This window comes from Variovorax sp. 22077 (genome assembly GCF_052044195.1).
GTDB classification, from domain to species: domain Bacteria; phylum Pseudomonadota; class Gammaproteobacteria; order Burkholderiales; family Burkholderiaceae_C; genus Variovorax; species Variovorax atrisoli.
The window spans coordinates 251,398-274,036 of the sequence record NZ_JBQEQC010000004.1 but is presented as its reverse complement, the minus strand read 5'-3'; the positions used below and the strand labels follow the sequence as shown (position 1 = coordinate 274,036).

General features: G+C 68.7%; 27 protein-coding genes and 2 tRNA genes. 13 read left to right on the top strand and 16 right to left on the bottom strand.

Annotation, left to right across the window (positions count from 1 at the left end; all coding sequences use genetic code 11):
* Window positions 1-90 precede the first annotated feature (90 nt).
* Both ACTJLF_RS07805 and ACTJLF_RS07800 read left to right on the top strand, forming a co-directional pair.
* Complete coding sequence (locus ACTJLF_RS07805; protein WP_440882794.1) at window positions 91-795, top strand: glutathione binding-like protein; 705 nt, start codon at window positions 91-93, stop codon at window positions 793-795.
* Window positions 796-830: 35 nt separating this feature from the next.
* Window positions 831-907: transfer RNA gene (locus tag ACTJLF_RS07800), tRNA-Pro, on the top strand.
* 161 nt (window positions 908-1,068) lie between these two features.
* On the opposite strand, the gene ACTJLF_RS07795 is transcribed toward ACTJLF_RS07800, so the two are convergent.
* The 9 genes from ACTJLF_RS07795 to ACTJLF_RS07755 form a co-directional block, all read right to left on the bottom strand.
* Window positions 1,069-1,145 (bottom strand) — tRNA-Arg (locus ACTJLF_RS07795).
* A gap of 397 nt (window positions 1,146-1,542) precedes the next feature.
* Window positions 1,543-2,154, bottom strand: a complete 612-nt coding sequence (locus ACTJLF_RS07790) for an alkylhydroperoxidase domain protein (protein WP_354408190.1) — start codon at window positions 2,152-2,154, stop codon at window positions 1,543-1,545.
* A gap of 46 nt (window positions 2,155-2,200) precedes the next feature.
* Window positions 2,201-2,848 carry a CMD domain protein gene (locus tag ACTJLF_RS07785; protein ID WP_440882793.1) on the bottom strand — a complete coding sequence of 216 codons (648 nt, stop codon included), beginning with the start codon at window positions 2,846-2,848 and terminating at the stop codon, window positions 2,201-2,203.
* Between the two features lie 47 nt (window positions 2,849-2,895).
* Window positions 2,896-3,975, bottom strand: coding sequence for a putative FMN-dependent luciferase-like monooxygenase (locus tag ACTJLF_RS07780; protein WP_184602902.1), 1,080 nt, complete (start codon window positions 3,973-3,975; stop codon window positions 2,896-2,898).
* 119 nt (window positions 3,976-4,094) lie between these two features.
* Entirely contained in the window at window positions 4,095-5,627 is a 1,533-nt protein-coding gene (locus ACTJLF_RS07775) for a GGDEF domain-containing protein (protein ID WP_145759156.1), read from the bottom strand.
* Window positions 5,628-5,725: 98 nt separating this feature from the next.
* A complete protein-coding gene (locus tag ACTJLF_RS07770) occupies window positions 5,726-6,178 on the bottom strand; it encodes a hypothetical protein (RefSeq protein ID WP_019653063.1) in 453 nt (150 codons plus the stop codon).
* Window positions 6,179-6,298: 120 nt separating this feature from the next.
* The gene (locus ACTJLF_RS07765) at window positions 6,299-6,505 is read right to left on the bottom strand and encodes a hypothetical protein (protein ID WP_145759154.1); all 207 of its coding nucleotides are present in this window, start codon (window positions 6,503-6,505) and stop codon (window positions 6,299-6,301) included.
* Window positions 6,506-6,575: 70 nt separating this feature from the next.
* A complete protein-coding gene (locus ACTJLF_RS07760; protein ID WP_440882792.1) occupies window positions 6,576-6,839 on the bottom strand; it encodes a hypothetical protein in 264 nt (87 codons plus the stop codon).
* 172 nt (window positions 6,840-7,011) lie between these two features.
* The gene (locus ACTJLF_RS07755) at window positions 7,012-7,281 is read right to left on the bottom strand and encodes a hypothetical protein (protein WP_440882791.1); all 270 of its coding nucleotides are present in this window, start codon (window positions 7,279-7,281) and stop codon (window positions 7,012-7,014) included.
* Window positions 7,282-7,450: 169 nt separating this feature from the next.
* Between ACTJLF_RS07755 and ACTJLF_RS07750 the strand changes: the two genes are divergently transcribed.
* The gene (locus tag ACTJLF_RS07750) at window positions 7,451-7,729 is read left to right on the top strand and encodes a hypothetical protein (RefSeq protein WP_440882790.1); all 279 of its coding nucleotides are present in this window, start codon (window positions 7,451-7,453) and stop codon (window positions 7,727-7,729) included.
* 129 nt (window positions 7,730-7,858) lie between these two features.
* Window positions 7,859-8,431 carry a DUF4865 family protein gene (locus ACTJLF_RS07745; protein ID WP_440882789.1) on the top strand — a complete coding sequence of 191 codons (573 nt, stop codon included), beginning with the start codon at window positions 7,859-7,861 and terminating at the stop codon, window positions 8,429-8,431.
* A gap of 136 nt (window positions 8,432-8,567) precedes the next feature.
* Here the strand turns inward: ACTJLF_RS07745 and ACTJLF_RS07740 are convergent, their stop codons facing one another.
* The gene (locus ACTJLF_RS07740; RefSeq protein WP_440882788.1) at window positions 8,568-9,419 is read right to left on the bottom strand and encodes a LysR family transcriptional regulator; all 852 of its coding nucleotides are present in this window, start codon (window positions 9,417-9,419) and stop codon (window positions 8,568-8,570) included.
* A gap of 159 nt (window positions 9,420-9,578) precedes the next feature.
* On the opposite strand from ACTJLF_RS07740, the gene ACTJLF_RS07735 reads away from it, so the two are divergent.
* From ACTJLF_RS07735 to ACTJLF_RS07725, 3 genes are all read left to right on the top strand, one after another.
* On the top strand, window positions 9,579-10,742 hold the full coding sequence (locus tag ACTJLF_RS07735) for a DSD1 family PLP-dependent enzyme (protein WP_440882787.1): 1,164 nt from the start codon (window positions 9,579-9,581) through the stop codon (window positions 10,740-10,742).
* 133 nt (window positions 10,743-10,875) lie between these two features.
* Window positions 10,876-12,129, top strand: a complete 1,254-nt coding sequence (locus tag ACTJLF_RS07730) for an acyl-CoA dehydrogenase family protein (protein WP_019653068.1) — start codon at window positions 10,876-10,878, stop codon at window positions 12,127-12,129.
* A gap of 33 nt (window positions 12,130-12,162) precedes the next feature.
* Window positions 12,163-12,390, top strand: coding sequence for a hypothetical protein (locus ACTJLF_RS07725; RefSeq protein WP_019653069.1), 228 nt, complete (start codon window positions 12,163-12,165; stop codon window positions 12,388-12,390).
* Between the two features lie 32 nt (window positions 12,391-12,422).
* On the opposite strand, the gene ACTJLF_RS07720 is transcribed toward ACTJLF_RS07725, so the two are convergent.
* Window positions 12,423-12,737, bottom strand: coding sequence for a hypothetical protein (locus ACTJLF_RS07720; RefSeq protein ID WP_019653070.1), 315 nt, complete (start codon window positions 12,735-12,737; stop codon window positions 12,423-12,425).
* A gap of 384 nt (window positions 12,738-13,121) precedes the next feature.
* Window positions 13,122-13,952: a crotonase/enoyl-CoA hydratase family protein gene (locus ACTJLF_RS07715; protein ID WP_019653071.1), complete on the bottom strand. Its 831-nt coding sequence runs from the start codon at window positions 13,950-13,952 to the stop codon at window positions 13,122-13,124.
* Between the two features lie 89 nt (window positions 13,953-14,041).
* Between ACTJLF_RS07715 and ACTJLF_RS07710 the strand changes: the two genes are divergently transcribed.
* Window positions 14,042-15,916, top strand: coding sequence for a PhoX family protein (locus ACTJLF_RS07710; RefSeq protein ID WP_440882786.1), 1,875 nt, complete (start codon window positions 14,042-14,044; stop codon window positions 15,914-15,916).
* Window positions 15,917-15,955: 39 nt separating this feature from the next.
* Window positions 15,956-16,354 carry a DUF488 domain-containing protein gene (locus ACTJLF_RS07705; protein ID WP_019653073.1) on the top strand — a complete coding sequence of 133 codons (399 nt, stop codon included), beginning with the start codon at window positions 15,956-15,958 and terminating at the stop codon, window positions 16,352-16,354.
* A 6-nt stretch (window positions 16,355-16,360) separates the two neighbouring features.
* On the opposite strand, the gene ACTJLF_RS07700 is transcribed toward ACTJLF_RS07705, so the two are convergent.
* Entirely contained in the window at window positions 16,361-16,969 is a 609-nt protein-coding gene (locus ACTJLF_RS07700) for a glutathione S-transferase (protein ID WP_440882785.1), read from the bottom strand.
* A gap of 127 nt (window positions 16,970-17,096) precedes the next feature.
* On the opposite strand from ACTJLF_RS07700, the gene ACTJLF_RS07695 reads away from it, so the two are divergent.
* Entirely contained in the window at window positions 17,097-17,555 is a 459-nt protein-coding gene (locus ACTJLF_RS07695) for an Lrp/AsnC family transcriptional regulator (protein WP_126184315.1), read from the top strand.
* 10 nt (window positions 17,556-17,565) lie between these two features.
* On the opposite strand, the gene ACTJLF_RS07690 is transcribed toward ACTJLF_RS07695, so the two are convergent.
* Window positions 17,566-18,468 (bottom strand): SDR family oxidoreductase, encoded by a 903-nt coding sequence (locus ACTJLF_RS07690; protein WP_019653076.1) that lies wholly within the window; start codon window positions 18,466-18,468, stop codon window positions 17,566-17,568.
* Between the two features lie 142 nt (window positions 18,469-18,610).
* Between ACTJLF_RS07690 and ACTJLF_RS07685 the strand changes: the two genes are divergently transcribed.
* Complete coding sequence (locus ACTJLF_RS07685; RefSeq protein WP_354408146.1) at window positions 18,611-19,486, top strand: CoA transferase; 876 nt, start codon at window positions 18,611-18,613, stop codon at window positions 19,484-19,486.
* A 3-nt stretch (window positions 19,487-19,489) separates the two neighbouring features.
* Here the strand turns inward: ACTJLF_RS07685 and ACTJLF_RS07680 are convergent, their stop codons facing one another.
* Window positions 19,490-20,398, bottom strand: a complete 909-nt coding sequence (locus ACTJLF_RS07680) for a hypothetical protein (protein WP_019653078.1) — start codon at window positions 20,396-20,398, stop codon at window positions 19,490-19,492.
* Between the two features lie 38 nt (window positions 20,399-20,436).
* Window positions 20,437-21,354 (bottom strand): DMT family transporter, encoded by a 918-nt coding sequence (locus tag ACTJLF_RS07675; protein WP_440882784.1) that lies wholly within the window; start codon window positions 21,352-21,354, stop codon window positions 20,437-20,439.
* A gap of 237 nt (window positions 21,355-21,591) precedes the next feature.
* Here ACTJLF_RS07675 and ACTJLF_RS07670 point away from each other — a divergent pair, with 237 nt between their 5' ends.
* Both ACTJLF_RS07670 and ACTJLF_RS07665 read left to right on the top strand, forming a co-directional pair.
* Entirely contained in the window at window positions 21,592-21,972 is a 381-nt protein-coding gene (locus tag ACTJLF_RS07670) for a tautomerase family protein (RefSeq protein ID WP_019653080.1), read from the top strand.
* Window positions 21,973-21,989: 17 nt separating this feature from the next.
* Window positions 21,990-22,628 (top strand): DUF1294 domain-containing protein, encoded by a 639-nt coding sequence (locus tag ACTJLF_RS07665; RefSeq protein ID WP_440882783.1) that lies wholly within the window; start codon window positions 21,990-21,992, stop codon window positions 22,626-22,628.
* Window positions 22,629-22,639 lie beyond the last annotated feature (11 nt).

The following is a 22,639-nucleotide window of genomic DNA, read 5'->3' as shown; positions in this document are numbered from 1 at the left end:
GCAAATTCCCGCGCCTGCACGCGCCTGGATTCGCACGTATATGCTGCCGGGCTCGCATCCAACACATCCCGCACCGGAGAGCCAGACAACATGCCCACATCGCCCATCGACGTCTATTCCTGGCCCACACCCAACGGCCACAAGATCCACATCATGCTGGAGGAGTGCGGCCTGCCGTATCGCGCGCACCCCGTGAACATCGGCAAGGGCGACCAGTTCGCGCCAGACTTCCTGCAGATCAGCCCCAACAACAAGATCCCCGCCATCACCGACCCCGATGGTCCGGACGGCAAGCCGATCTCTCTCTTCGAGTCGGGTGCCATCCTCGTCTACCTCGCGGGCAAGACCGGCAAGTTCCTGCCGAACGGTGACCGCGAGCGCTACGAAGTGCTTCAGTGGCTGATGTTCCAGATGGGCGGCGTCGGTCCCATGCTCGGACAGGCGCATCACTTCCGCATGTACGCCCCCGAGAAGATCGCCTACGCGATCGACCGCTACAGCAACGAAGCCAGGCGCCTGTACGGCGTGATCGACAAGCAGCTGTCGCGGAGCAAGTTCATCGCCGGCAAGAGCTACTCGATCGCCGACATCGCCATCTTCCCGTGGCTGCGCAGCTGGGAAAACCAGGGCATCACCCTCACCGACTTCCCCCACCTGAAGGATTGGTTCGACGGCATCGCCGCGCGCCCGGCGGTGCAGCGCGGGGTGAAGGTGCTCGCAGACCTGCGCAAGCCGATCACCGGCGACAAGGAGCGGGAGATTCTTTTCGGCAAGACTCAGTACGAGAAACGCTGAGAGCCCCTTTATCCGGGCTAGAATAGAAGGCTTGTCGGGGTGTAGCGCAGCCTGGTAGCGCATCTGGTTTGGGACCAGAGGGTCGAAGGTTCGAATCCTTTCGCCCCGACCAAAAAATCGAAATGCACACAGTCACATTGCGGGCTGTGTGCATTTTTCGTTTGTATCTGCGCCGCGGGATGCGCGCGAAGGTGCCCCTGAGGGGATGCGGAAGGCCGATGACTCACCCGCACAGGCCGGAAGCCAGGAGCTGGAACTGTGCGGGATGAAAGTTGGCCTGCCCGGAGGGGATCGAACCCCCGACAACCTGCTTAGAAGGCAGGTGCTCTATCCAACTGAGCTACGGGCAGATTTGAGGCTGGAGAGAAGCCAGCAAAATCAATGACTTGAGCGTGAATGCTCTCACGGACGAGCGCGGATTCTACCGAGTTCCGCGTCTTGGTTCGGCGGGCAGGATGCATTGCGCTGCACGCCATCGGGCCCGTCAGCCAAGCGCGACAACCGTCTCCCAATTCCAGCCCAACTGACCGGATAAGCTGGATTTCATGCTTGCCGGGAGCGGTCCGACCTGCAGACGATCCACCGGCAAGATGCAGCCACCACCATCGCCGACCTCGCCCCGAGACGCCGCAGCCACCCCGCCGAAGGATCCTGAACTTGCTCGACGCACTCCGCGCCCTCTGGGCCGCACTGGTCGCCATCGGCCGGTTCCTGGCCTGGCTGCTGAACCTGCTTTCGTGAGGCCGATCAGCTGCTTGCGGCCTGCTGCGGCTCTCCGAGCGAAAGCATCAGCCGGTTCGCCCAGTTGAAGAAGGCCGCGCCGTGGATGACGTCGGCGATCGCGAGATCATCGAGCCCCTGCGCGCGCAGTTGCGCCACATGCTCCACCCCGAACACTGACGGCGTGGCGGACAGCGCGACCGAAGCCGCCACGATCGCGTTCCAGCGCTCGCCCAGGTCGGCCTTCACTCCTTCGTCGAGCAGCTTCTGCACGTCTTGCGTGCGCTGCGAGAAATGCGAGGCGAAGCGCGCGTGCACCGATGCGCAATAGATGCAGCCGTTGTAGCGCGAGGCGGCGGCGGCCGAGAGCTCGCGCTCGGCGCGCGGCAGGCCGGCTTCGGGGTTGTAGAAGATGTCCTTGTCGGTGCGCGTGCGTGCGCCGAGGATGTCCGGATCGCGCGCCAGCAGGCGGAAGTACGGCGACTTCGCGCGCGATGCGTCGACCAGCCCTTCGAAATGCCGCTCGGTCAGCTCGGCCTCGGGCAGCGGCTCCAGCCAGGGCAGCCATTCCAGCTGCGCCTGCGTGAAGGCGTTCGGATGGGCGTTGTCGGGATGGGTCAGCACGGTTTCGTCGCTCATGGTGTTTGTCGCTCTCTCTGCCTCAATGTCTCTTCGTCTCGCTTGCTCAATCGACGGCGGTGACGGGATGCTGCGCCAGCGCCCTCAGGCCGGCCACCACGCGGATCTGGAACGCGATGAAAGCGACGAGCTGCGACAGCGTCACGATCTCGGTGCTGGTCCATCCCGCATCCAGCAGCGATTTCAGCGCCGCGGCGCTCGCATCGCGCGGGTGAAAGACGAGCAGGTGCGCATGCGCGAGCGCGGCGGAGAGCTTCTCGCCCAGCGCCGCATGCCCTGCTTCGCTCACCGCGTATGAAGGGCCGGCCGCGTCCTCCGCGCTGAGCGGGCCGGCGGGATACCGGCCATAGGGGCCTTGCGCAGCGCCTCGCTGCGTCTCGCTGGCGATCGCGTCCGCCACGCCGGCGCGGGCGCCCTTCTCTACCAAGGCATCGGCATAGAAACGCGCCACCTCGGCCTGCCCGTGCAGCCCCGCGACGAAGGCCGCGACGGCGAACCGGTCCGCAACTTCGAAGTGCCCGAACACCGGAGGCGTCGGCGCGAACAGTGCGAGATAGCTCTGCTGCGCGTGGGTGCGTGCCTGCTCGCGATGCGCGCGAATGCGATCGAGGTGGCTGCCGGGCTCGATGCCGACCAGCCGATCGATGACGTCGAACACCGCCGGGACAGCGGAAGAAGAGACGATGGCGTTCATGAAGGGGAGGAAGAAAGAAAGGAAAAAGGCAAAAGGGGGAGGCGCAGCTACAGGAGTGCGAGGGATTGGAGGTCCTTCGCTTCTTCGGCGCCGCTCGTCCAGCCCAGGGCCGGCGCAACCACGGTGGCAGTCAGTTCGATGGAGCGCAGGATCGCCTCGTGCGGCGGATCGACGGAGTGCACCTGGCAGACCAGGTCGGTCACGCGCGCGAGCGTGCTGTCGGCGCGCAGGGAGGCGATCACGTCGTCGGGCGAGCCGACGTGCACGTCGTAGGCGGCAATCAGCTGTTCGAGCGGCGCCTCGGGCCCTGCGCGATCGGCGAGGCCGGACTGTCCCGCGGCAGCGAAGCGCGCGGCCGAGCGGCGCAGGCCGATGTCGGCCAGGCGCAGCGCCTCCTTGCGGGTGTCCGCCACGAACACGCTGCGCGAGCCCACGATGCGCGGCGTGCGCCCCGGAGGCAGCGCGGCCAGGTAGGCATCGACGATGGGGTTCTGGATCTCGGCGAGCGAGGCATGCGGCGCCTGCTCCGGACGCGGCTGGGTGCGCGAGAGCATCAGCCCGTCGCCGGCCTCCCCTGCCCGCGTGCCGCCGCCGACCGAGAAGGTGGCCTGCCAGATGCGGCCGAGCAGTTGTTCGCCCGAGGGGTACAGCGTGTCGCCGCCCTCCAGCGCCCGGCCGGCCCAGGCCGACCGCACCGCGGCCAGCTGCCTGGCGAAGATGGCCGAGCGGTCGTTCCCGTCCAGCCCGAAGGCTGCAAAGGATTCGGGCGTGCCGCCCGTCCCGACGCCCACCTCGAGCCGGCCGCCCGAGAGCAGGTCCAGCACGATCGCGTCCTCGGCGACGCGCACCGCGTTCTCCAGCGGCAGCGTGACGATGCCGGTGCCCAGGCGAATGCGCCGCGTGCGCGAGGCCACGTACGACAGAAAGACGAATGGCGAGGGCAAGCCACCCTCGTGCTCGTGGAAATGATGCTGCGCGACCCAGGCCGAGTCGAAGCCGAAGGCCTCGGCATGGGCGATCTGTGCCGCGACGAGGCGGTAGCGCTCAGCGGCGGGCGCATCGTCGAGCAGCCGGCTGAAGAAGCCGAGCCGAAGCGGGCGCGATGATTTGTCGGAAATGCCGGGCATCCGGAAAAGAAGGCAGTGTTGTGGCGGGCCTTCGAGTCTTGCCCGGGACGCGGCCCGAGGGAAATCCGGTTATCGCGCTTGCTTATGCGCTTTGCGCGTATCGGCGTGCGACCGGGCGTTCAGTCCGCAACGCGCTCGGCGGCCGTACAGACACGGTTGCGCCCTCCCATCTTGGCGGCGTACAAGGCCCGGTCCGCGGCCTGGATAAGCTCCTTAGGCGGCTGCCGCGTCTCGGCGGGACTCAAGGCATCCACACCGGCGCTCAAGGTGACGAAACCATCCGGCGCGCCTGCATGCACGATCTTCAGGTCGCGCACCGCGCTGCGGATCTTCTCCGCGAGCGCGGCCGCAGCCGCCACGTCGGTATTCGGCAGGAGAACGGCGAGTTCCTCTCCGCCGTAGCGGGCGGCCAGGTCGCCAGGGCGCCGGGCCGCAACGTCGGCGATCGTGCGGCCGATGGTCTGCAGGCATTCGTCTCCGGCCGTGTGGCCGTAGATGTCGTTGTACTGCTTGAAGCAATCCACATCGAGCAGGATCAGCGCCAGCGTGCTGGCGTCGCGCATGGCGCGGCTGAATTCGCTGTCGAGCGTCACGTCGAACTGCCGGCGGTTCGCGAGGCCCGTGAGGCCGTCTTCCATGGCAAGGGTGTTCAGCGTCTTGTTGAGCTTCTCGAGCGCGTCGCGCGCGCGCCGTAGTTCGGCCTCGGTCTTGTTCTGCAGCTCCATCTGCCTCACCAGGCGCCAGCCCACGAAGCCGACGATGGACACCAGAAGAATCACGCCGCCCGTATGCCTGAGCGTCTCGTCCCACCACGCAGCCAGGATCTCGTCCTTCGACAGCGCGGCCCCGACGAACAACGGATAGTTGGCAAGCCGCCTGAAGCTGTTCAGGCGCGTGACGCCGTCCTGCGAAGACTTGATCTCCGCCGTGCCGACCGGCCCCAGTGTCTTGTAGGCCCGGTAGAGATCGGTCTCCAGCATGTTGCGCCCGACCATCTCGGTGCTGAACGGGCGACGGGTCATCATCGTGCCGCTGTCGAGGATGAGTGCGACGGCGCCCGCCTGGCCGATGTCGAGGCTGTCGTAGAAGCGGGTGAAGAAGTCGACCTCGATGGTGGCGAGCGCGACGCCGCCGAAGCTGCCGTCGGGGTTGTCGATGCGCCGCGACACGGGAACCAGCAGCTTGCCGTTGGTGCGGCTCTTGACCGGTATGCCGATGTGCGGCCCGCGGTCGTCGTGCTCGCGATGGAAGATGAAGTATTCGCGCTCGGCGTTGTTCAGGTTCTGCGGCCGCACCTCCCGCGAGTTCACGATCCAGCCGCCGTCCTTGTCATAGACGTGGATCGCATCGAGCTGCGGGAGCGCGGCCACCCGCATGGCGAGCACCTTGTGAAGCCGCTCGACGGCCGCCGGCCCCGTGCCGTCGTGCTCCACGCGCTCGACGACGCCGATCAGCGCGGTGTCGGTCTCCTTGATCGTATCGTCCGCCTGCTGCGCCATCGCGCGCGCCAGGTTGGCCGTGGCGACGCTCATCTGCCTGAGCTGGACCGCACGCGACTGCCAGCTGTTCCAGCAGTCGAGCGCAACCAACGCGAGGCAGACGACGGTCACGAAAACCGTGGTCCGGAAGGTGATGGAGGGTCGACGAAACACTATCTGCTTTCGAGGCGTCGATGTCTGAAGCGCCTCGCAGACTTTGACACATCTGCGGCCGGATCGGCAGCGATCCGGCGACGCAGCAAGGCCCCGTTTCAGACCGGACGCACGTCGAAGAACGCCTCGTCGGTGTCGCCCAGGTCGCGAAAGCCCGCGGTGCGCGCCGCGTCGTAGGCCCTCGCCCAGCGCTTGGCCAGCGCGATCTCGGCCTTCGACAGATCGCTCTCGCTCGATTCGCTCGCGTTCTGGAAGGCTCGCAAGGCCTCGACCACGTCGCCGCCGAGCTGCCTGTCGATCTCGCGCCTGAAGCGCTGCTCGGCCACCTTGACCGCATCGGCCACGGGGTGGGAGTAGTCGGCGAGCCGGACGGTGTATGCGACCCGGTCTTCCACTTCGACGTTCTCGAAACGGAACGGCTCCTCGGGCGCAGCGCCTGGAAACGATGGCTCGGGCAGCACCATCGCCTCATGTTGCTGCGACAGGGCCATGGGAAAGGCTGATGCTGCCGCGGCAGCACCTCTGGGGAAGAAAAGCTCGAACTGGTTCATGGTTCATCGCCCCGGCACGCAGTTGCGCACCGATCCGGGCTCGTGGCCAAAGACTGGATGAATATACAGTCTTTGGCGACTCTTAACCAGCCCGCGGCGGGCCGGCGCCGCCGCTTGCGCTCAGCGGCCGTCGTAGATCATCCGCCAGACATTGCACCCGTTCGGGCACGCCGCTCTCGCCGGGCTCGGATTCGCCTGGGTGGCCGCGACTGGCGCGACGGGCGATGCAAAGAGGGAAAGATCGGCAGGATCGCTGCCCGGCGACGGAGTGCCGCCGACGACGAGTGCAGTCACGCTGACCGCCACCACTTTTGTAACCATCAACATGATCGTCTCCAGCAGTTGGTCACCAATCCAAGATAGACCTGCCGAAGACAAAAATCGCGAGGATTTACCCTCAAGGGATGTCGGGCGCGGAACGTTGGCCGGGAGACAACGAAGATCCAGGCTCCGCCGCCTCCCCCGCCTCCACGTAATTCAGCTCGACCGGATGCACGATGGAAGCCGCCGGCTCGCCATCGAAGCGCACCAGCAGGTACTCGCCGCTCGCGCCCGTGATCGCCCCGAACCTTCCTCGAAGCTCTACCCTGCCGCCGCGGCGTGCAGGAACCTTGAAGCGCAGGCGGATGTATGGAAGGCCCACGCGGAAATACTCGACCATGCGAACTCCCTGAATTGCCAATGCGGTCGTCGACGCTGCGGCGGTCCCACCGGGGCCGCGCAATGTCGACAACCGCTCGTTGCAATTTCCTCGCAGCCGGGTCGGCTCCTTGTCAGCCGGAATCGCTCGCCGCTGACAGCCACGGGTCATTCGGCAGGCACGCCGAAGCCGCTCAGCCGGGGTTGCCGAAGGCGTTTTCCTCTTCGGCCCCGATGTCCCCGTCGACCTCCTCACGGGGGCCGACGTTCAGGTCTTCCGAAAGCCCCTTCAGCACGACGTAGCCCGCCTGCAGTGCCTCGGCATAGGTAGGGAACCCCTTGGCCGCTTCCATCAAAGGCTCGAACTCCATGGAGTTGTCGAAGGACTCCAGCAGCACCCAGAAATAGTCGCCCTCGTCGTGCTGGTCGACGGTCAGGGCGATGGAGATAAGTTGACCGGCCATTCCGCGCATGGTGGCCCGCTCAGGTGACAGGCCCAAGTAGCGGCGATGAACATTCGGCTTCGTGCATGAGTGCTCGAAAACACTACGTCCCTTCACGCAACAAGCCTTCACGGCGTCACGGCGGATCGGCGATGCTCGGGGCATGCCCGCAGCAAATTCACGTCCACCAGTGCGCCGCGGATGGCGCGCCGCCGCGCTGACCTACACGGTCGCCGGCGTCGTCTGCATCCTGGGCTGCGCCATCGCGCCCGACAGCGAGCTGAGCCTGCTGGTCGCCATCGCGGGCGGGTTGCCGTGGTCGCTGAGCCTGCTGACGCTGGGCCTGTCGCCCGGCGTGGCCAACACGGCGCTGCTGATGCTCGCCGCAAGCTGGACGGTCAATGCCGCGCTGCTGTGGTGGCTGGCGCTGCGCCGCCCCGGGCGGCACGGCACTTCGCATCCGGCCTGACGAGGTCGCCGCGCACAGTCATTGCGCCGGCGCATCACAGATATATCGCCCGCCCCCTTCCGGCCTGGCGGCCGCGCGCGCAAGCTCCTTGCGACCGTTCATACAACCGGATTCACAAGGAGCTATCCGATGTTCGCGATGCAGTATTCGCACAGGCTTCCCGCCGACTACGACATACAGATCATTCGCCAGCGGGCCGCACGGCGCGGCCTGCTGTGGGACGACACAGAGGGACTGGCATTCAAGGCCTTCGTCTCGCGGGAACGCGGCCGGCACGGGGCCGTCGGGCATGTCTACGCCTCGATGTATTTGTGGCTCGACGCCTCGGCGGCGGCGCGCTTCCTGATGGGGGAGCGCTTCCAGTCCGTGATCGATTCGTTCGGGCGGCCTCGCGTGGAGACATGGCTGCCGCTGGATGCGCGCGCCGGCACCGGCAGCACCCTCAAGGCGGCATGGCTGCTGCGCGAGGAGCACCCGCTCGACGCAGGCGTCGACCGCGCGATACTGCTCGCGGCGCAAGCCGAGGCCAATCGGCAGTGCGCCGCCGGAGCCGGAACGGTCGCGGTCTGGACGGCGCTCGACCTCGACGCGTGGCGGCTGGTCCGCTTCACTCTCTCGGCGGATGCGCCCGAAGCCTCCGGGGGCGGCACGCTCTACGAAGTGCTGCACCTCGCCCGGCCGGGCATCGGGGCTCTGGCATGAAGCCGCCGCGCCCCTCGGAGATGTGGCTGGCGCACCTGGCAGCCGTGTGCATAACCGGCGCCCTGCTGTGCTGCGCGGCCGTTCTGTCAGCCGCCGTGATGCACCGCCTTGCCGCTTCGTAGATGGCAGCCGGCGGCTAGACCGCGGTCGAGCGGATCGCCGCCGCCAGGGCGCCCAGCGCACCGCGCGCCTGCGCATCGGTCGCGCTGGCATGCATCACCACGTCGCGCGAAGGCAGGGGCGGCAGCCCAAGCACCGGCCCGACGTCGGCAGTGCCGACCGGCGCCACGCGGCGCCCGAGCGCAGCCACCGCAAGCCCCGCCGACACGGCCGCGCCCACCGTCAGCACGCCACCGCCCACGAATACCTCGGTCCAAGGCACGCCGCCTTCGGCCAGCGCGGCCACGGCCATGCTGCGCACGCTGCAGGGCTCGGCCTGCGTGGCCAGGCGCAGCGGCTCGCCGGAGCGATGCACGAAGTCGGGCGCGGCCATCCAGCCGAACTGCTCCTTCAGCAGCACCTCACCATCGAGGCGGCGGCTGTCGTGCCGCAGGATGACGACCGCATCAATGGCGCCACGGTCGAAGACGTCGAGCAGTTCGCGCGAGGTGGAAATGCGCACTTCCATCATCACGCCCGGCTCCGCCTCCTTCACCTGCCGCAGCAGCAGGGGCAGTTCTGCGCCGACGATGTGATGGCTGATGCCGACCACCAGGCGGCGCCGCTGCGCGCCGAAGGATTCGAGCGCACCATGGTGCGCCGCCAGCAGGAGCCGCGCAGACGGCAGGAAGGCCAAACCCTCCGCGGACAGCCGCACCAACCGCGGCGTGCGCTCGAGAAGACGGCGAGCCAGCGTCTCCTCGAGACGCTTGACCTTGAGGCTGACGGCCGACTGCGAACTGTCCATCGCCTCGGCCGCGCGCGTGAAACTTCTGAGATCGGCAACGTGCACGAAAGCCTGCACCGCTTCGATGTCGAGCGCCTTCATCCGGCGCCTGCCATTTGGGAAACTACGATGGATCGGTCTGACATTTCGATGCGATCATTTCACAGCGTCGGCATTCGCGCATCGCCCGCGTCGCGGGCAAGCCCTCGCGAAAACCATTCCACGACTCCACTCCACAACTTCCAACAGAGGTTCCTCTCGATGTTCCAGGACCAGCAAGTCAACGCGCCGCTGATCGGCGTTCCCGGCGGCCGCCATCTGCTCGACACCCCCGCCCTGCTGATCGACCTGCCCGCGATGACGCGCAACATCGAGCGCATGGCCGCCTTCGCCAAGTCGCGCGGCGTGAACCTGCGCCCGCACGTGAAGACGCACAAGTCGGTCGAGATCGCGCGCCGCCAGGTGGCGGCCGGCGCCATCGGCGTGAGCTGCGTCACGCTGGGCGAGGCAGAGGTGATGGTCCAGGGCGGCATTCCGGGCGTGCTCATCACCTCGCCGGCGGTCACGCCGAGCAAGATCGCGCGGCTCATCAAGCTGGCGCAGCAGGCGCGCCCGGGCGACGTGATGATGGTGGTCGACAACCCGCAGAACCTCGCCGAACTTGCGCGCGCCGCCAGCGAGCTCACGCATCCGCTCGACGTGCTGGTGGACTACGGCGCAGGCTACAACCGCACCGGCGCCGCCACGCAGGCCAAGGTGCTCGAGCTGGCCGCGCTGGCCGCCGCCGAGCCGCGCCTGCGGCTGCGCGGGCTGCAGGCCTATGCGGGCAACCTGCAGCACATCGTGGCGCGCGATGAGCGCAGCGCGGCCGCCGCGGGCCTGCGCGAGACGGTGGCGGGCATCGTCGCGGCGGCGCGGCGCCAGGGCCTGAACTTCGACATCGTCACCGGCGCGGGCACCGGCACGCACGACCTCGATTCGCAGGAAAACGCGTTCACCGAACTGCAGGCCGGCTCGTACGTTTTCATGGACGCCGAGTACAGCCGCGTGCTGGCCGACGGCGACCGGCCCTCGCCCTTCGAGACGTCGCTCTTCGTGCAGACGGCCGTGGTCAGCACCAATGCAACCGACTGGGTGACGGTGGACGGCGGCACCAAGTGCTTCTCCACGGACAGCGGCGTGCCGGTGGTGGCCAAGGGTGCGGATGCCGCGAGCCGCTACGCCTTCTTCGGCGACGAGCACGGCAAGCTGATGCCGCCTGCGGGCTCTCAAGCCTCGCAGGCCCCAAGACCCGCGCTGGGTGCCCGGGTGGAGTTCGTCACGCCGCATTGCGATCCGACCGTGAACCTGCACGACGCCTACCACGTGGTCGAGGGCGGCACCCTCGTCGCGATCTGGCCGGTGGACGCGCGCGGCAGGCGATAGCCGCCGAGCGCGGCCGGAAGAAGCCATCGGCATAAGAAAACGCGAAAAGCGTATTTCACAAGCGCCGCGCCGCGGGGGACAGTCGGGCGCTGTCCCTCTTTTCCCGGGCGTGCCTTCAGGCCGCCCCGCCCCCATGGAATCCATCCAAGCCAAGACGCGCCCCGCGGCGCAAGCGCCGCTCGCACAGGCGCCGTCGTTCCAGCAACTCGCTGCCCGCTTCCGCCCCGTCTTCCAGCGCATCGCCGAGCGCTCCGCCCAGCGCGAGACCGATCGCGAACTCGCCTACGAACCCGTGGCCTGGCTCAACGCCGAGCGCTTCGGCGCGCTGCGCGTGCCGCTCGAGCACGGCGGCCTGGGCGGCTCGGTGGAGCAGCTCTATGACCTGCTCATCGAACTGGGCGAGGCCGACTCCAACCTGCCGCAGATCCTGCGCGCGCACTTCGGCTTCATCGAGCGGCTGCTGGCGGAAATCGACCCCGCCCTGCACGGCCCGTGGATGCGCCTTGCGGCCGAGGGCGTGATCTTCGGCAACGCCACCACCGAACTCGGCGACGGCTCGCTCAAGACGCTGCAGACCACCTTGAAGCGCGACGGCGACGCCTGGCGGCTCGACGGCGACAAGTTCTACAGCACAGGCACGCTGTATGCCGACTGGATCTCGGTCTCGGCCCAGCGCCTGAACGACGACGGCAGCAGCGACCGCGTGATCGCGCTCGTGCCCGCCGAGGCGCAGGGCGTGGAGCGCGTGGACGACTGGCGCGGCTTCGGCCAGCGGCTGAGCGCATCGGGCACCACGCGCTTTCGCAACGTGCGCGTGAAGCCCGAGAACGTGCTGCTGTACGTGCGCGACCAGCCCACCCCGCTGACAGCGCATTTCCAGCTCACGCACCTTGCAACGCTCGCCGGCATCGCGCGCGCCATCGTGCGCGACGCGGTGGCCTTCGTGCAGCCGCGCAAGCGCGTCTACAGCCATGGCAGCGGCGACACGCCGCGCGAAGACCCGCTGGTGCAGCAGGTCGTCGGACAGCTCGCGAGCACCGCATTCATCGCGACCTCGACCGTGCAGGCCGTGGCACGCGGCCTGGGCGAGGTCGACCGCTTCCGCGAGCGCGGCGAGGCCGTGCCCGAGAGCCTGCTGTTCGAGGTGGAGCTGAACACCGCCAAGGCGCAGGCCGGCATCGTCGATGCGGTGCTGCAGGCCGGCACCCGGCTCTTCGACATCGGCGGCGCCTCGGCGCTGCAGGGAGACCGCCAGCTCGACCGGCACTGGCGCAATGCCCGCACGCTCGCCTCGCACAATCCCACGATCTACAAGGGACGCGTGGTGGGCGAATACCTTCTCAACGGAACAAGGCCGACTTTCTACTGGGCCGTGGGGAGCGCTTAAAGTCGCGGGTTCTCCAACGGACCTGCTTCTTCCATGCGCCGACTGCTGCCAGCCCTTCTCCCACTCGTCGTCCTCGCCGGCTGCGCGGCGCCGCAAACCGGCGTGCTGCGCCTCAACGACGGTGTATTCAGGGCGGCGAGCGAGCAGGAGGCGCAGGCCTATTGCCGCATCGATGGGAACCCGATCCGGTTCCTGCAGCCGGCCGACGCACCGGCCACAGCGGCTACAGCGGCCAGCGGCGTGCTCTTCAGGTGCGACTGAAGAAGACTCGGGGAGTCAGGGGCGTCGCCTCTTCAGACGCGCGGGAGCGCCGCAAGGAAGGTGGACACGACGATCGCGGCAGCGCGGTCCAGCTGCAGGATGTCAGCGACGTCGAAGGCGTGCGGCGCGGTGCGTCCGCTCGAGCCGAGCGGCTTGCGGATCTCGACGAGGACTTCGGCCGCCAGCTCGCGGTCGCTGCGGGGCCGGCCGTCGGGGTGCATCACCCATTCATCGACCTGATCGAACGGAATGCTCCGAAAGACTCCCACGATGGGGACGTACTTGTAGCGATCCTCGCCCACCAGGATGGGCACGCTGAGGTTACAGAAAAACGTGGTCGTCGACATGCAGGATCGCCGTCGCTAGGCAAAGCATTCAATTGTTAATGAGTGAGCTGTCCGGAGCCATCCTCTGAGGGAGCCGTGACGGGGGGAGACGTGACCTTCTGCACACAAATTGCCTCCATCCTTGTCCATTTGGGCTACAAAACAACCACTTTATTCTTACATAAAGATACACCGAACGGGATTCTTTGATGTTTTCGGCTGGTCGAGCCCCGAATTGAAGGCCGCTGAAGGGGCGCTCTTGTAAACACGCGCTGGCAAAACCCGGCACGCGAAGGCCGGCGAAGAGTGGCTGCGGCGCCCGGGCGGGCGCCCGCCTCGCTCACCTCGCAGCGATGGTTTCAGCAGGATCGGCCGCAGCGCGGCCCCGTCACACCCAGGCGGCTGTCAGCCCGGCGTGCCGAAGCGCGGTGCGCGCCGCTCGATGTTGGCCTTCACGGCCTCGACCTGGTTGGGGCTGCCGATCAGCGCCTTCTGCTCCACCGATTCGGCCAGCAGCAGCTCGGCCGCGCTCTGCGAGAGCGATGCGTTCAGCAGGCGCTTGCCCGCGCGGATCGCGTCGGGGCTCTTGCCGGCGATCTCGTGCGCCATCTGCAGCGCCTCGGCCAGCGGGTCCGCGCTGACGCGGGTGGCGAAGCCCAGTCGAAGCGCCTCTTCGCCCGAGAAGATGCGCCCGGTGAAGGTGAGTTCGCGCACCACGTCGCTACGGGCGAGTTCGCGCATCAGCACCATGCCGGCCATGTCGGGCACCAGGCCCCACTTGATCTCCATCACCGACAGCTTCGTGTCGGGCGCGACGATGCGGATGTCCGCCCCCAGCGCCACCTGCAGGCCGCCGCCGAAGGCCACGCCGTGCACAGCGGCGATGACGGGCACCGGCACCTCGCGCCAGACCATCGCGACCTGCTGGGCGGCATTCGCGATGCCGTGCGTGCGCACGACCAGGTCGGCACCGGCGGCGCCCTCGCCCAGCACGTCGGCGCCCGCGCCCTGCTGCTGCATGCGCTCGAAGGAGGCCATGTCGAGCCCCGCGCAGAAGGCCTTGCCGCGGCCCGAGATCACCACCGCCCGCGCCGTCTTGTCGCCGCGCAGGGACTCGCCGGCCTCGATGAGCGCATCGAACATCGCCGGATCGAGCGCGTTCATCTTGTCGGCGCGCGAGAGATGCAGTTCGACCACGCCGTCGGCGTGGCGGGTGCGTTCGATGCGGTCGGTCATTCGATGTCTCCTGGGCGGTTGCTGCGCCAGTATCGCCGGGCACGGGCTCAGGCGATGATGGCGGCTGTCGCCAACACAACACCGAAGCCATGCCCCTGGACCGCCGCCATTTCCTCATTCAATCGGGTTCCGCCGCCGCCGTGGTCGCGCTGTTCGGTCAGGGCTGCGCCTCGACGCCAGCGCCTCCATCCGCCGGACCCGGCGAGACGCTGGGCTTCACCGGCGTGCCGGCGTCCCTGCGCGACGGCATCGTGGTACCGCCCGAGTACGAATGGCAGTTGCTCTACCCCTGGGGCTCCCCCACCGGCGTCGCCGGCCGCATGCCGACCTTCGCGCCCGACGCCGGCAACAGCGCCGACGACCAGGCCGTGCAGGCCGGCATGCACCACGACGGCATGCATTTCTTCGCGCTCGACGTGGCCGGCGAACGCGGCCTGCTGGTGATGAACCACGAGTACACCGACGAGCAACTGCTGCACACCGATGGCGTCAAGGAATGGACTGCCGGCAAGGTCCGCAAGTCGCTGCACGCCATGGGCGTCTCGGTGATCGAGATCCGGCGCAGCGGCCAGGGCTGGCAGCAGGTGCTGCCCTCGCCCTTCGCACGCCGCGTGCACGGCAACACGCCGATGCGCATCGCCGGCCCCGCCGCCGGCACGCCGCTGATGCGCACCGCCGCCAATCCTGCCGGCGACGCGGTCTTCGGCACCTTCGCGAACTGCGCCATGGGCGTCACCCCGTGGGGCACCTACCTCACCTGCGAGGAGAACTTCCACGGCTATTTCGGCGGCCCGAAGGACGCGGCCCGCAACGCCACGCCGGCCCAGCGCCGCTACGGCACGGTGGCCGGCTCGCAGTGGGTCGAGTACTGGCGCTTCGACGAGCGCTTCGACCTCAGCCGCCATCCGAACGAGCCCCACCGCTTCGGCTGGGTGGTCGAGATCGACCCGTTCGACCCCACGGCCACGCCCGTCAAGCGCACCGCGCTGGGCCGCAAGCGCCAGGAAAGCGCCACCTGCACCGTCGCGAAGGACGGCCGCCTCGTGGTCTACATGGGCGACGACTCGCGCTTCGAATACATCTACAAGTTCGTCAGCCGCGACAAGGTGCGCCCCGGCACCGACGCCGCCGCGCGCGCCGCCAACCGGCACCTGCTCGACGAAGGCACGCTCTATGCCGCGCGCTACGACGCCGGCGGACGCGGCCAGTGGCTCGAGCTCACGCACGGGCGCAACGGCCTGGACGCGGCGAACGGCTTCGCCGACCAGGCGGAAGTGCTGATCCACGCGCGGCTGGCCGGCGACCAGGTCGGCGCCACGAAGATGGACCGGCCCGAGTGGATCGCCATCCACCCGCAAAGCGGCGAGGTCTACGTCACGCTCACCAACAACAGCCAGCGCGGCGACGCCGGCAAGCCCGCTCCCGATGCGGCCAACCCGCGCGCCAACAACCTCTTCGGCGGCATCCTGCGCTGGCGCGAGGACGCGGGCGATGCGGCCTCCACCGGTTTCTCGTGGGACCACTTCGCGCTCGCCGGCGACCCCGCGCAGCCCGGCAGCGGCGCGCGCTATCCCTCGGCCGGCGCCGACGCATTCGGTGCGCCCGACGGGCTGCACTTCGACCGCGGCGGCCTGCTGTGGATCCAGACCGACCTGAGCGGCCAGGTCATCGGCAAGCCGCCCTACACCTCGCTGGGCAACAACCAGATGCTGTGCGCCGACCCGGCCTCCGGCCGCATCAAGCGCTTCCTCACCGGGCCCAACGGCTGCGAGATCACCGGCTGCGTGGTCACGCCCGACCGGCGCACGCTGTTCGTCAACATCCAGCACCCGGGCGAGGCGCGCGACGACGGCGACACGAAGCACAACAGCGCCTGGCCCGACGGCACGACGCCGGGCAGCGCCCGGCCCCGCTCGGCAACGCTGGCCATACGCCGGCGCGATGGGGGTATCGTCGGCACCTGAGACAGCCAACAGGCGCAAAAAAATGAGAAGGGCCCCAGCATGAGCATCCGCATCGTCCGCCTCGGCACACCGCGCGCGCCCGACGAGGGCCTTCGCGTCGGCACCGTGCGCCGTCCGCCGCGCGGCGTTCCGAAGACCGAATTCGCCTCGCAGGACTGGTACGACGTGTGGTATCCCAACCTCGCCCCCTCGGTCGAGGCGATGAAGCAGGCGCAGGAAGCCCAGAAGGCGGAATCGCCCGCGCAGTGGAATGCCTTCGTGCGCAAGTTCAAGGCCGAGATGGCCGAGCCCGATGCGAGCCGCAGCCTCGACCTGCTGGCCGCGCTGTCGCATGGCACGTCGCTCTCGGTGGGCTGCTACTGCGAGGAGGAATCGCGCTGCCACCGCTCGGTGCTGCGCAGCCTGCTGGCGGAGCGCGGCGCGAAGATCGTCGACTGATTCCGCTCAGACCATCGGCGCGCCGACGAAAACCGGCAGCCGCTCGGCTTGCGCGGAGTACGCGGCCAGCACCGGGAAGTCGGTCGGCGAAATCGCATCGGGCGTCAGCAACTGCGTGAACGCCCAGGCCACGGCCGTCGAGACGCCGGCCTGCGTCATCGTCTCTTCACTGGCCGACAGCGGCTCGGCAGCGAGCTCGCCTTCGAGCGCCGAATACGCAGCGGCGAGCTGGCCCCGCACACGGTCCATCCACGGCTGGTGCAGCTTCTCGGCCGGGCGCAGCTGGCGCTCGTAGACGATCTGGACCGTCTTCTCGCAGGCCGCGAGCGCGAGCCCCGTGAGCCGCAGCTCGCGCAGCCGCCGCGCCGGGTCCGGCGACAGCAGGCTGCGCCCGCTGAGCGCCTGGGCGTAGTCGATGACGAGCGTCGAATCCATCAGCACCGAACCGTCGTCGCAGACCAGCGTGGGCGCCTTCACCACCGGGTTGATCGCGCGGAACTGCTCGAAGGTGCTGAAGACCGAGATCGAGCGGTGTTCGAAGGGAACGCCGAGCAGGCGCATCGAGATGGCGGTGCGCCGCACGTAGGGCGAGTCGAGCATGCCGACGAGTTGCATGGATGTTTTCTCCTGGAAGACGGCCCACGATACCCGCCGCAGCGGCAGCGCCGAATGGCAAGGCATCGAAAATGGCGGCCGCAAACCGATCAACCATCGGCGGCCATGCGCCTGCCCTCTTCCGCTCATGAACATCGACAAGAAAGACCGCCTGATCCTCGAAGCACTGCAGACCGACGCGCGCCAGAGCCTGGCCGCCATCGGCAAGCGCATCGGCCTGTCGCAGCCGGCCATGAGCGAGCGGGTGCGCAAGCTCGAGGAAGCAGGCGTGATCGAGGGCTACGGCGCGCGCGTCAACCTGCGCGCGCTGGGCGTGGGGCTGCAGGCCATCATCCGCATCGACACCACGCATGCGGGCATTGCCAGGTACCTGAAGCTGTTCGACTCGATGCCCGAGGTGCTGAGCGCCGACCGCGTGACGGGGGAAGACTGCTTCTTCGTGCGCTGCGCGATCGCCGAGCCGGCCGACCTGGAGCGGGTGGTGGACGCGCTGGCGGTCGATGGTTCGGTGACCACGTCGCTGGTGCTGTCGAGCCCCGTGAACAAGCGGGTCACCGTGCACGCGGCCAGGCCGCCGAAGAAATAGGCGGCAGCCTTCAGCGCTGCGCCTTGTCCTTCTGGTTCTGCGCCTCGATGCGTTCGCGCGCGGCCAGCCAGTCGGCGTCGCTCCACTGGCGCAGCTCGTAGAAGTTGCCGCCGGTGGCCAGTGCGTTGCCGCCGTCCATCATGATGCTCTGGCCGGTGAGCCAGTCGCACTGGCCCGGCGCCATCAGGAAGGAAGCCAGGTTCTGCAGCTCGCTCATGCGGCCGGTGCGCGCCATCGGGTTGTTCTGCTTGCTGCGCGCGCCGGGCTCCTCGCCGGGGTTCAGGCGCTTGCTCATGCCTTCCGTCGGAATCTCGCCGGGGCCGACGGCGTTCAGGCGGATGCCGTAGCGCGCCCATTCGACCGCGAGCGACTTGGTCATGACCTCGATGCCGGCCTTGCTCATGGCCGAGGGCACCACGTAGGGGCTGCCGTTGTCGACCCAGGTGACGATGATGCTCATCACGCTGCGGAAGGCGTCTCCCTGCTTCCATTCGCCCGACTTCGCCTGCGCCACCCAGCGCTTGCCCACCGCCTGCGTCACGTAGAAGCTGCCGTGGAACACGATGTTGGCGATGGCGTCGAAGGCGCGCGGCGAGAGGGCCTCGGTGGGCGAGACGAAGTTGCCTGCCGCGTTGTTCACCAGCCCGGTGAGGCCGCCGCTCTGGAACAGGCTCTCGACCATCTCGTCGACCTGCTGCGCGATGCGGATGTCCACGCCGAAGGTGTCGATGCGCCGCTGCGGAAACTGCTTGCGCCATTCGGCTGCCGTCTCCTCGCAGACCGACTGGCGCCGGCCGCAGATGGCCACGTCGGCGCCGAGGCTCAGGAAGCGCTCGGCCATCGCCCGGCCGAGGCCGGTGCCGCCGCCGGTCACCAGGATGCGCTGGCCGCTCATGAGGGAAGTCTCGAACATGAATCGTCTCCTTGGTCGATGGAAAGGCGGCACCCGCCGCCACCGGCACATGCTACGCGCGCGGCGCCCTTGCGGCTTGCGTGAGGTGGTTCCGTCCCCGGGGCGAGAATGCGCGAAACGAAATTTCCGGAGACGACGACCGATGCCCAGCCCCGCCGACGACCAAGCCTTCGCACCGCTGGAGGGCGTTCGCGTCCTCAGCCTCGCGCTGAACCTGCCCGGGCCCGCCGCGCTGCTGCGCTGCCGCCGGATGGGCGCCAACTGCCTGAAGCTGGAGCCGCCGGGCGGCGACCCGATGGCGCTCTACAACCGGCCCGCCTACGCCGCGCTGCACGAGGGCATCGAGATCCGTACCCTCGACCTCAAGACCGAGGCCGGCCAGCAGCAGCTGCACGCCGAGCTGGCATCCACCAACGTGCTGCTCACCTCGTTCCGGCCCTCGGCGCTCGCCAAGCTGAAGCTCGACTGGGCCACGCTGCAGGCGCGCCACCCTTCGCTGTCGCAGGTGGCCATCGTCGGCGCGCCCGGCGAGCGTGCCGAGGAGCCGGGCCACGACCTGACCTACCTGGCCGAAAGCGGCCTCGTCACCGGCACCGAACTGCCGCCCACGCTCTACGCCGACATGGGCGGCGCCCTGCTCGCGAGCGAGGCGGTGCTCAAGGCCATGCTGCTGCGCTCCCGAAAGGCTGGCGGCGTTTACCTGGAAGTGGCACTGAACGCCTCGGCCGACTGGCTCGCCCTGCCCCGCACCTGGGGCCTGACCCAGCCCTCGGGCGCGGTCGGAGGCGCGCATGCGGGGTACCGCGTCTATCCCTGCGCCGATGGCCGCGTGGCGGTTGCGGCGCTGGAGCCGCATTTCGCGAAGCGGCTCTGCGAAGCCGCGCAGATCGCCCCGCACGACATGCTGGCGCCGGCCACCCGCGAGGCACTGGCGGCCTGGCTGCTGACGCGCACGCGCGCCGAACTCGATGCGATGAGCCGCGAGCGCGACGTGCCGCTGCTCACGCTGGCTGACTAGGACTCAGCGAGCGGGGCCGTCGCGCTGCCGGTCTTCGCGCTTGAGCGCGAGGTAGGTGTCGAGATCGATCTCGTGCAGCTGGCGCGGGTACTGTTCGGCGCCCGCGAACCATCGGCGCTGGCGGCGCTCGGCCTGATCCGGCCCCGGTGCCGAGAGGTAGGCGTCCAGCGTCAGGAAGTAGCGCATCGCATTGCGCTCCACCAGTCCGCGCAGGCCTCGGATGTAGTCGGGCTGGCCCTCGGGCGTCTTGCCGACAACGGTGAAGCCCACCTTGTCGCTCCCGAAGGTCGCCAGGTAGGCCATGGTGCCCAGGCGCACCATGGTGTTGTGGTCGTAGCTGTAGCTGAAGTGCAGGAAGCTCTTGTGTTCGTCGAGCGCCACGGCCTCGAGCGTCACGCGATAGTTGCTGGTGCCCAGGGGGCCGCTTTCGGCGGAGAGCTCCACAAGCAGGTGATCGGGCGAGCTGCTGCTGACCCGGTAGACGAAGGGCAGCTCGAAGGCCTGGTCCACGGGCTTGTCGTAGCGTCGCACCACGTAGAGCGTGAGCATCTCGCGCCCCTGCGGGCCGCTGGAGGTGCGGCAGCGCCGGTTGTTGACGTGCAGGGTCAGCACGTCGCACCAGTGGGCCGAGCCCTTGAGCGCGGTCGCGATCTCGGAGAGCGGATGCTCGACCACTGCATGGACGTCTCCCTGCAGGCCGTCGGCAGTCTCCATCGAGTCCAGCTGAATGGCCCGGCCGAAGCCGCTGTGCGCGAGCTTGTCGCTCATGCGCTGATGGACGTCGCGCAGCGCCTGGGCGGAGGAGCTCTCCCCGGAGGCGGCCGCGAACGCCTGCGCCGAGGCAAGCACCAGCGACAACGCTGCCGCCAGGATGCGCATCCACGAAACCGGCGAGTGGGGCGAACTGCTCATGGGGCCACACCATACAACGGAGCGCCCCACCCTTGGCATCAGTCGGACTGTACCGGCTTGCTGCGCCGCACCAGCAGCAGCATCGCGCCGGCCAGCAGCAAGGCCCCGGCCCACTGGCGCGGCGTCATCGCCTGCGAGAACAGCGCCGCAGCCAGCAAGGCCGCCACCAGCGGCTCGATCAGCGTACCGACCACCGCCGCCGTCGGCGACAGCCGCCGCGCGCCCCAGGCGAAGGCCAGATAAGCCACCGAGGTCGTCACCACGCCCGTGTAGCCCACGCCCAGCCATTGCGCGCCGCCGGCCGGCCAGGTGATGCCCGCGGGCACGGCGACGGCCAGCATGCACACCGCCGCCGCGGTCATCCCCCAGGCCGAGGCCGTGACTGCCGGCACCCGCGCGGGCATGCGCGCGTTGCCCAGCACCACCATCGCGTAGCAGAAGGCGGAGCCCAGCGACCATGCCACGCCGGCCGCATGCCCCGGCGCCAGCGGGCCCCATCCTCCCGCAGGCATCACCAGCAGGAGCACGCCCGCCAATGCGAGCATCAGCCCCGCGACAAGCTTCGGGCCGAGGCGCTCATAGCCGCGCAGCACCGACACCAGCGCGACGATCACCGGCGCGCAGCAGATCGAGATGACCGTCGGCAGTGCCGCCCCCAGGTGCACGATGCCGGCGAACCAGCAGCTCACGTTGAGCGCCATCGCGGCGCCCGTGGCCAGCATCTGCAGCCGCTCGCGGCCGCCCAGGTCAGCCCAGCCGGTCCCCGGTATCGCAGGCGCCCGCCAGTGCAGCCACCACAGCAACGGCAGCCCGAGGGCGAAGCGCGCCAGCGACAAGCTCTGCGGCGCGATGCCGCCATCGATCAGGAATTGCGCCACCAGCGCACCGCCGCCCCAGAGGGCGCCGGCCAGCAGCACGCCGCCCCAGGCCAGGGCGGCAGACGTTCTTGCGTTCATTGATGAAAGTTCTTTCTCCATGACGCCCGCCATGGCCTATGGCCGATCGCTTCAGGATCGGGGTTCAGGCAGCGGGCGTGACCATCCGAGCCGCCGGCCGGCCCTTGGGGCACGGCTGGCGGCAACCGCTTGGGTCCGAGCGCGAGCGCGCTTCAGCAGCGGACGGCGGACGGGGGAGAAAGATGGCGGGCCATGTCGCGTATCTTATGCGCCCAAGACTTTTTCGAGGAACGGCCCATGCCACTCGTGCGAATCGACCTTTCCAGCGACACCCCCGAAACCCTGGGCCCGGCCATCGGCGACCTGGTCTACCAGGCCATGCGGGACACCATCAACGTGCCGGAGCACGACAAGTTCCAGGTCATCACGCGGCACGCCCCGCAAGAGCTGGTGCATCCGGCAAGCTACCTCGGCGTGTCGTATTCGCCGGGTTTCGTGCTGATCCAGATCACCCTGAACCAGGGGCGCACGACCGAGATGAAGAAGGCCTTCTACAAGCGGGTGGCCGACGACCTCCACGGCCGCCTGGGCATCCGGCGCGAGGACGTGTTCATCAACCTCGTCGAGGTGGCGAAGGAGAACTGGTCGTTCGGCAACGGGGAGATGCAGTACGCATAGCGGCGAAAATCCTGCCGATGAAACGCCAGGGCACGCTCGTTCGATGGGAGAAAGACCGGGGCTTCGGCTTCATCCGCTGCCCCGAAATCTCCGCCGATGTCTTCGTGCACCTGCGCGACTTCGCAGACCGCGGCACCACGCCGCAGGTCGGCATGCGGCTGGACTTCGATGAGATCCATGTGGGCGGCAAGGGTCCGCGCGCGGTGGCGGTCCGAGCGGCAGGCGCTCCGCAGCAGCGTCCGCAAGGGCGCGTGAAGCAGCAGCCCCCGCGCCGCGGCCCTGCCCCTTCGTCTTCAGGATCGTCATCACTGCCGATGGCGCTGCTGCTCGTCGGTTACGCGGTGCTGCTCGGCCATGGCGTATGGACCGGCCGGATCCCGCCGATCGCCCTTGGCGTGTTGCTGCTGCTGAGCCTGTCGACGCTGTTCATCTATGGCTTCGACAAGAGCGCGGCTCAGGCGGGCCGGTGGCGCACTGCGGAAAGCACCCTGCACATGCTCTCGCTGGCCGGCGGCTGGCCGGGCGCGTGGATCGCGCAGCGGCTGTTCCGCCACAAGGTGAGCAAGAAAAGCTTCATGGCCGTCTACTGGGCCACCGTGCTGGCGCACATCGCTGCCGTCGGCGCCTGGGTCGGCCGGCTCGTGCCGGCCCTTTGACGGACTCTGAC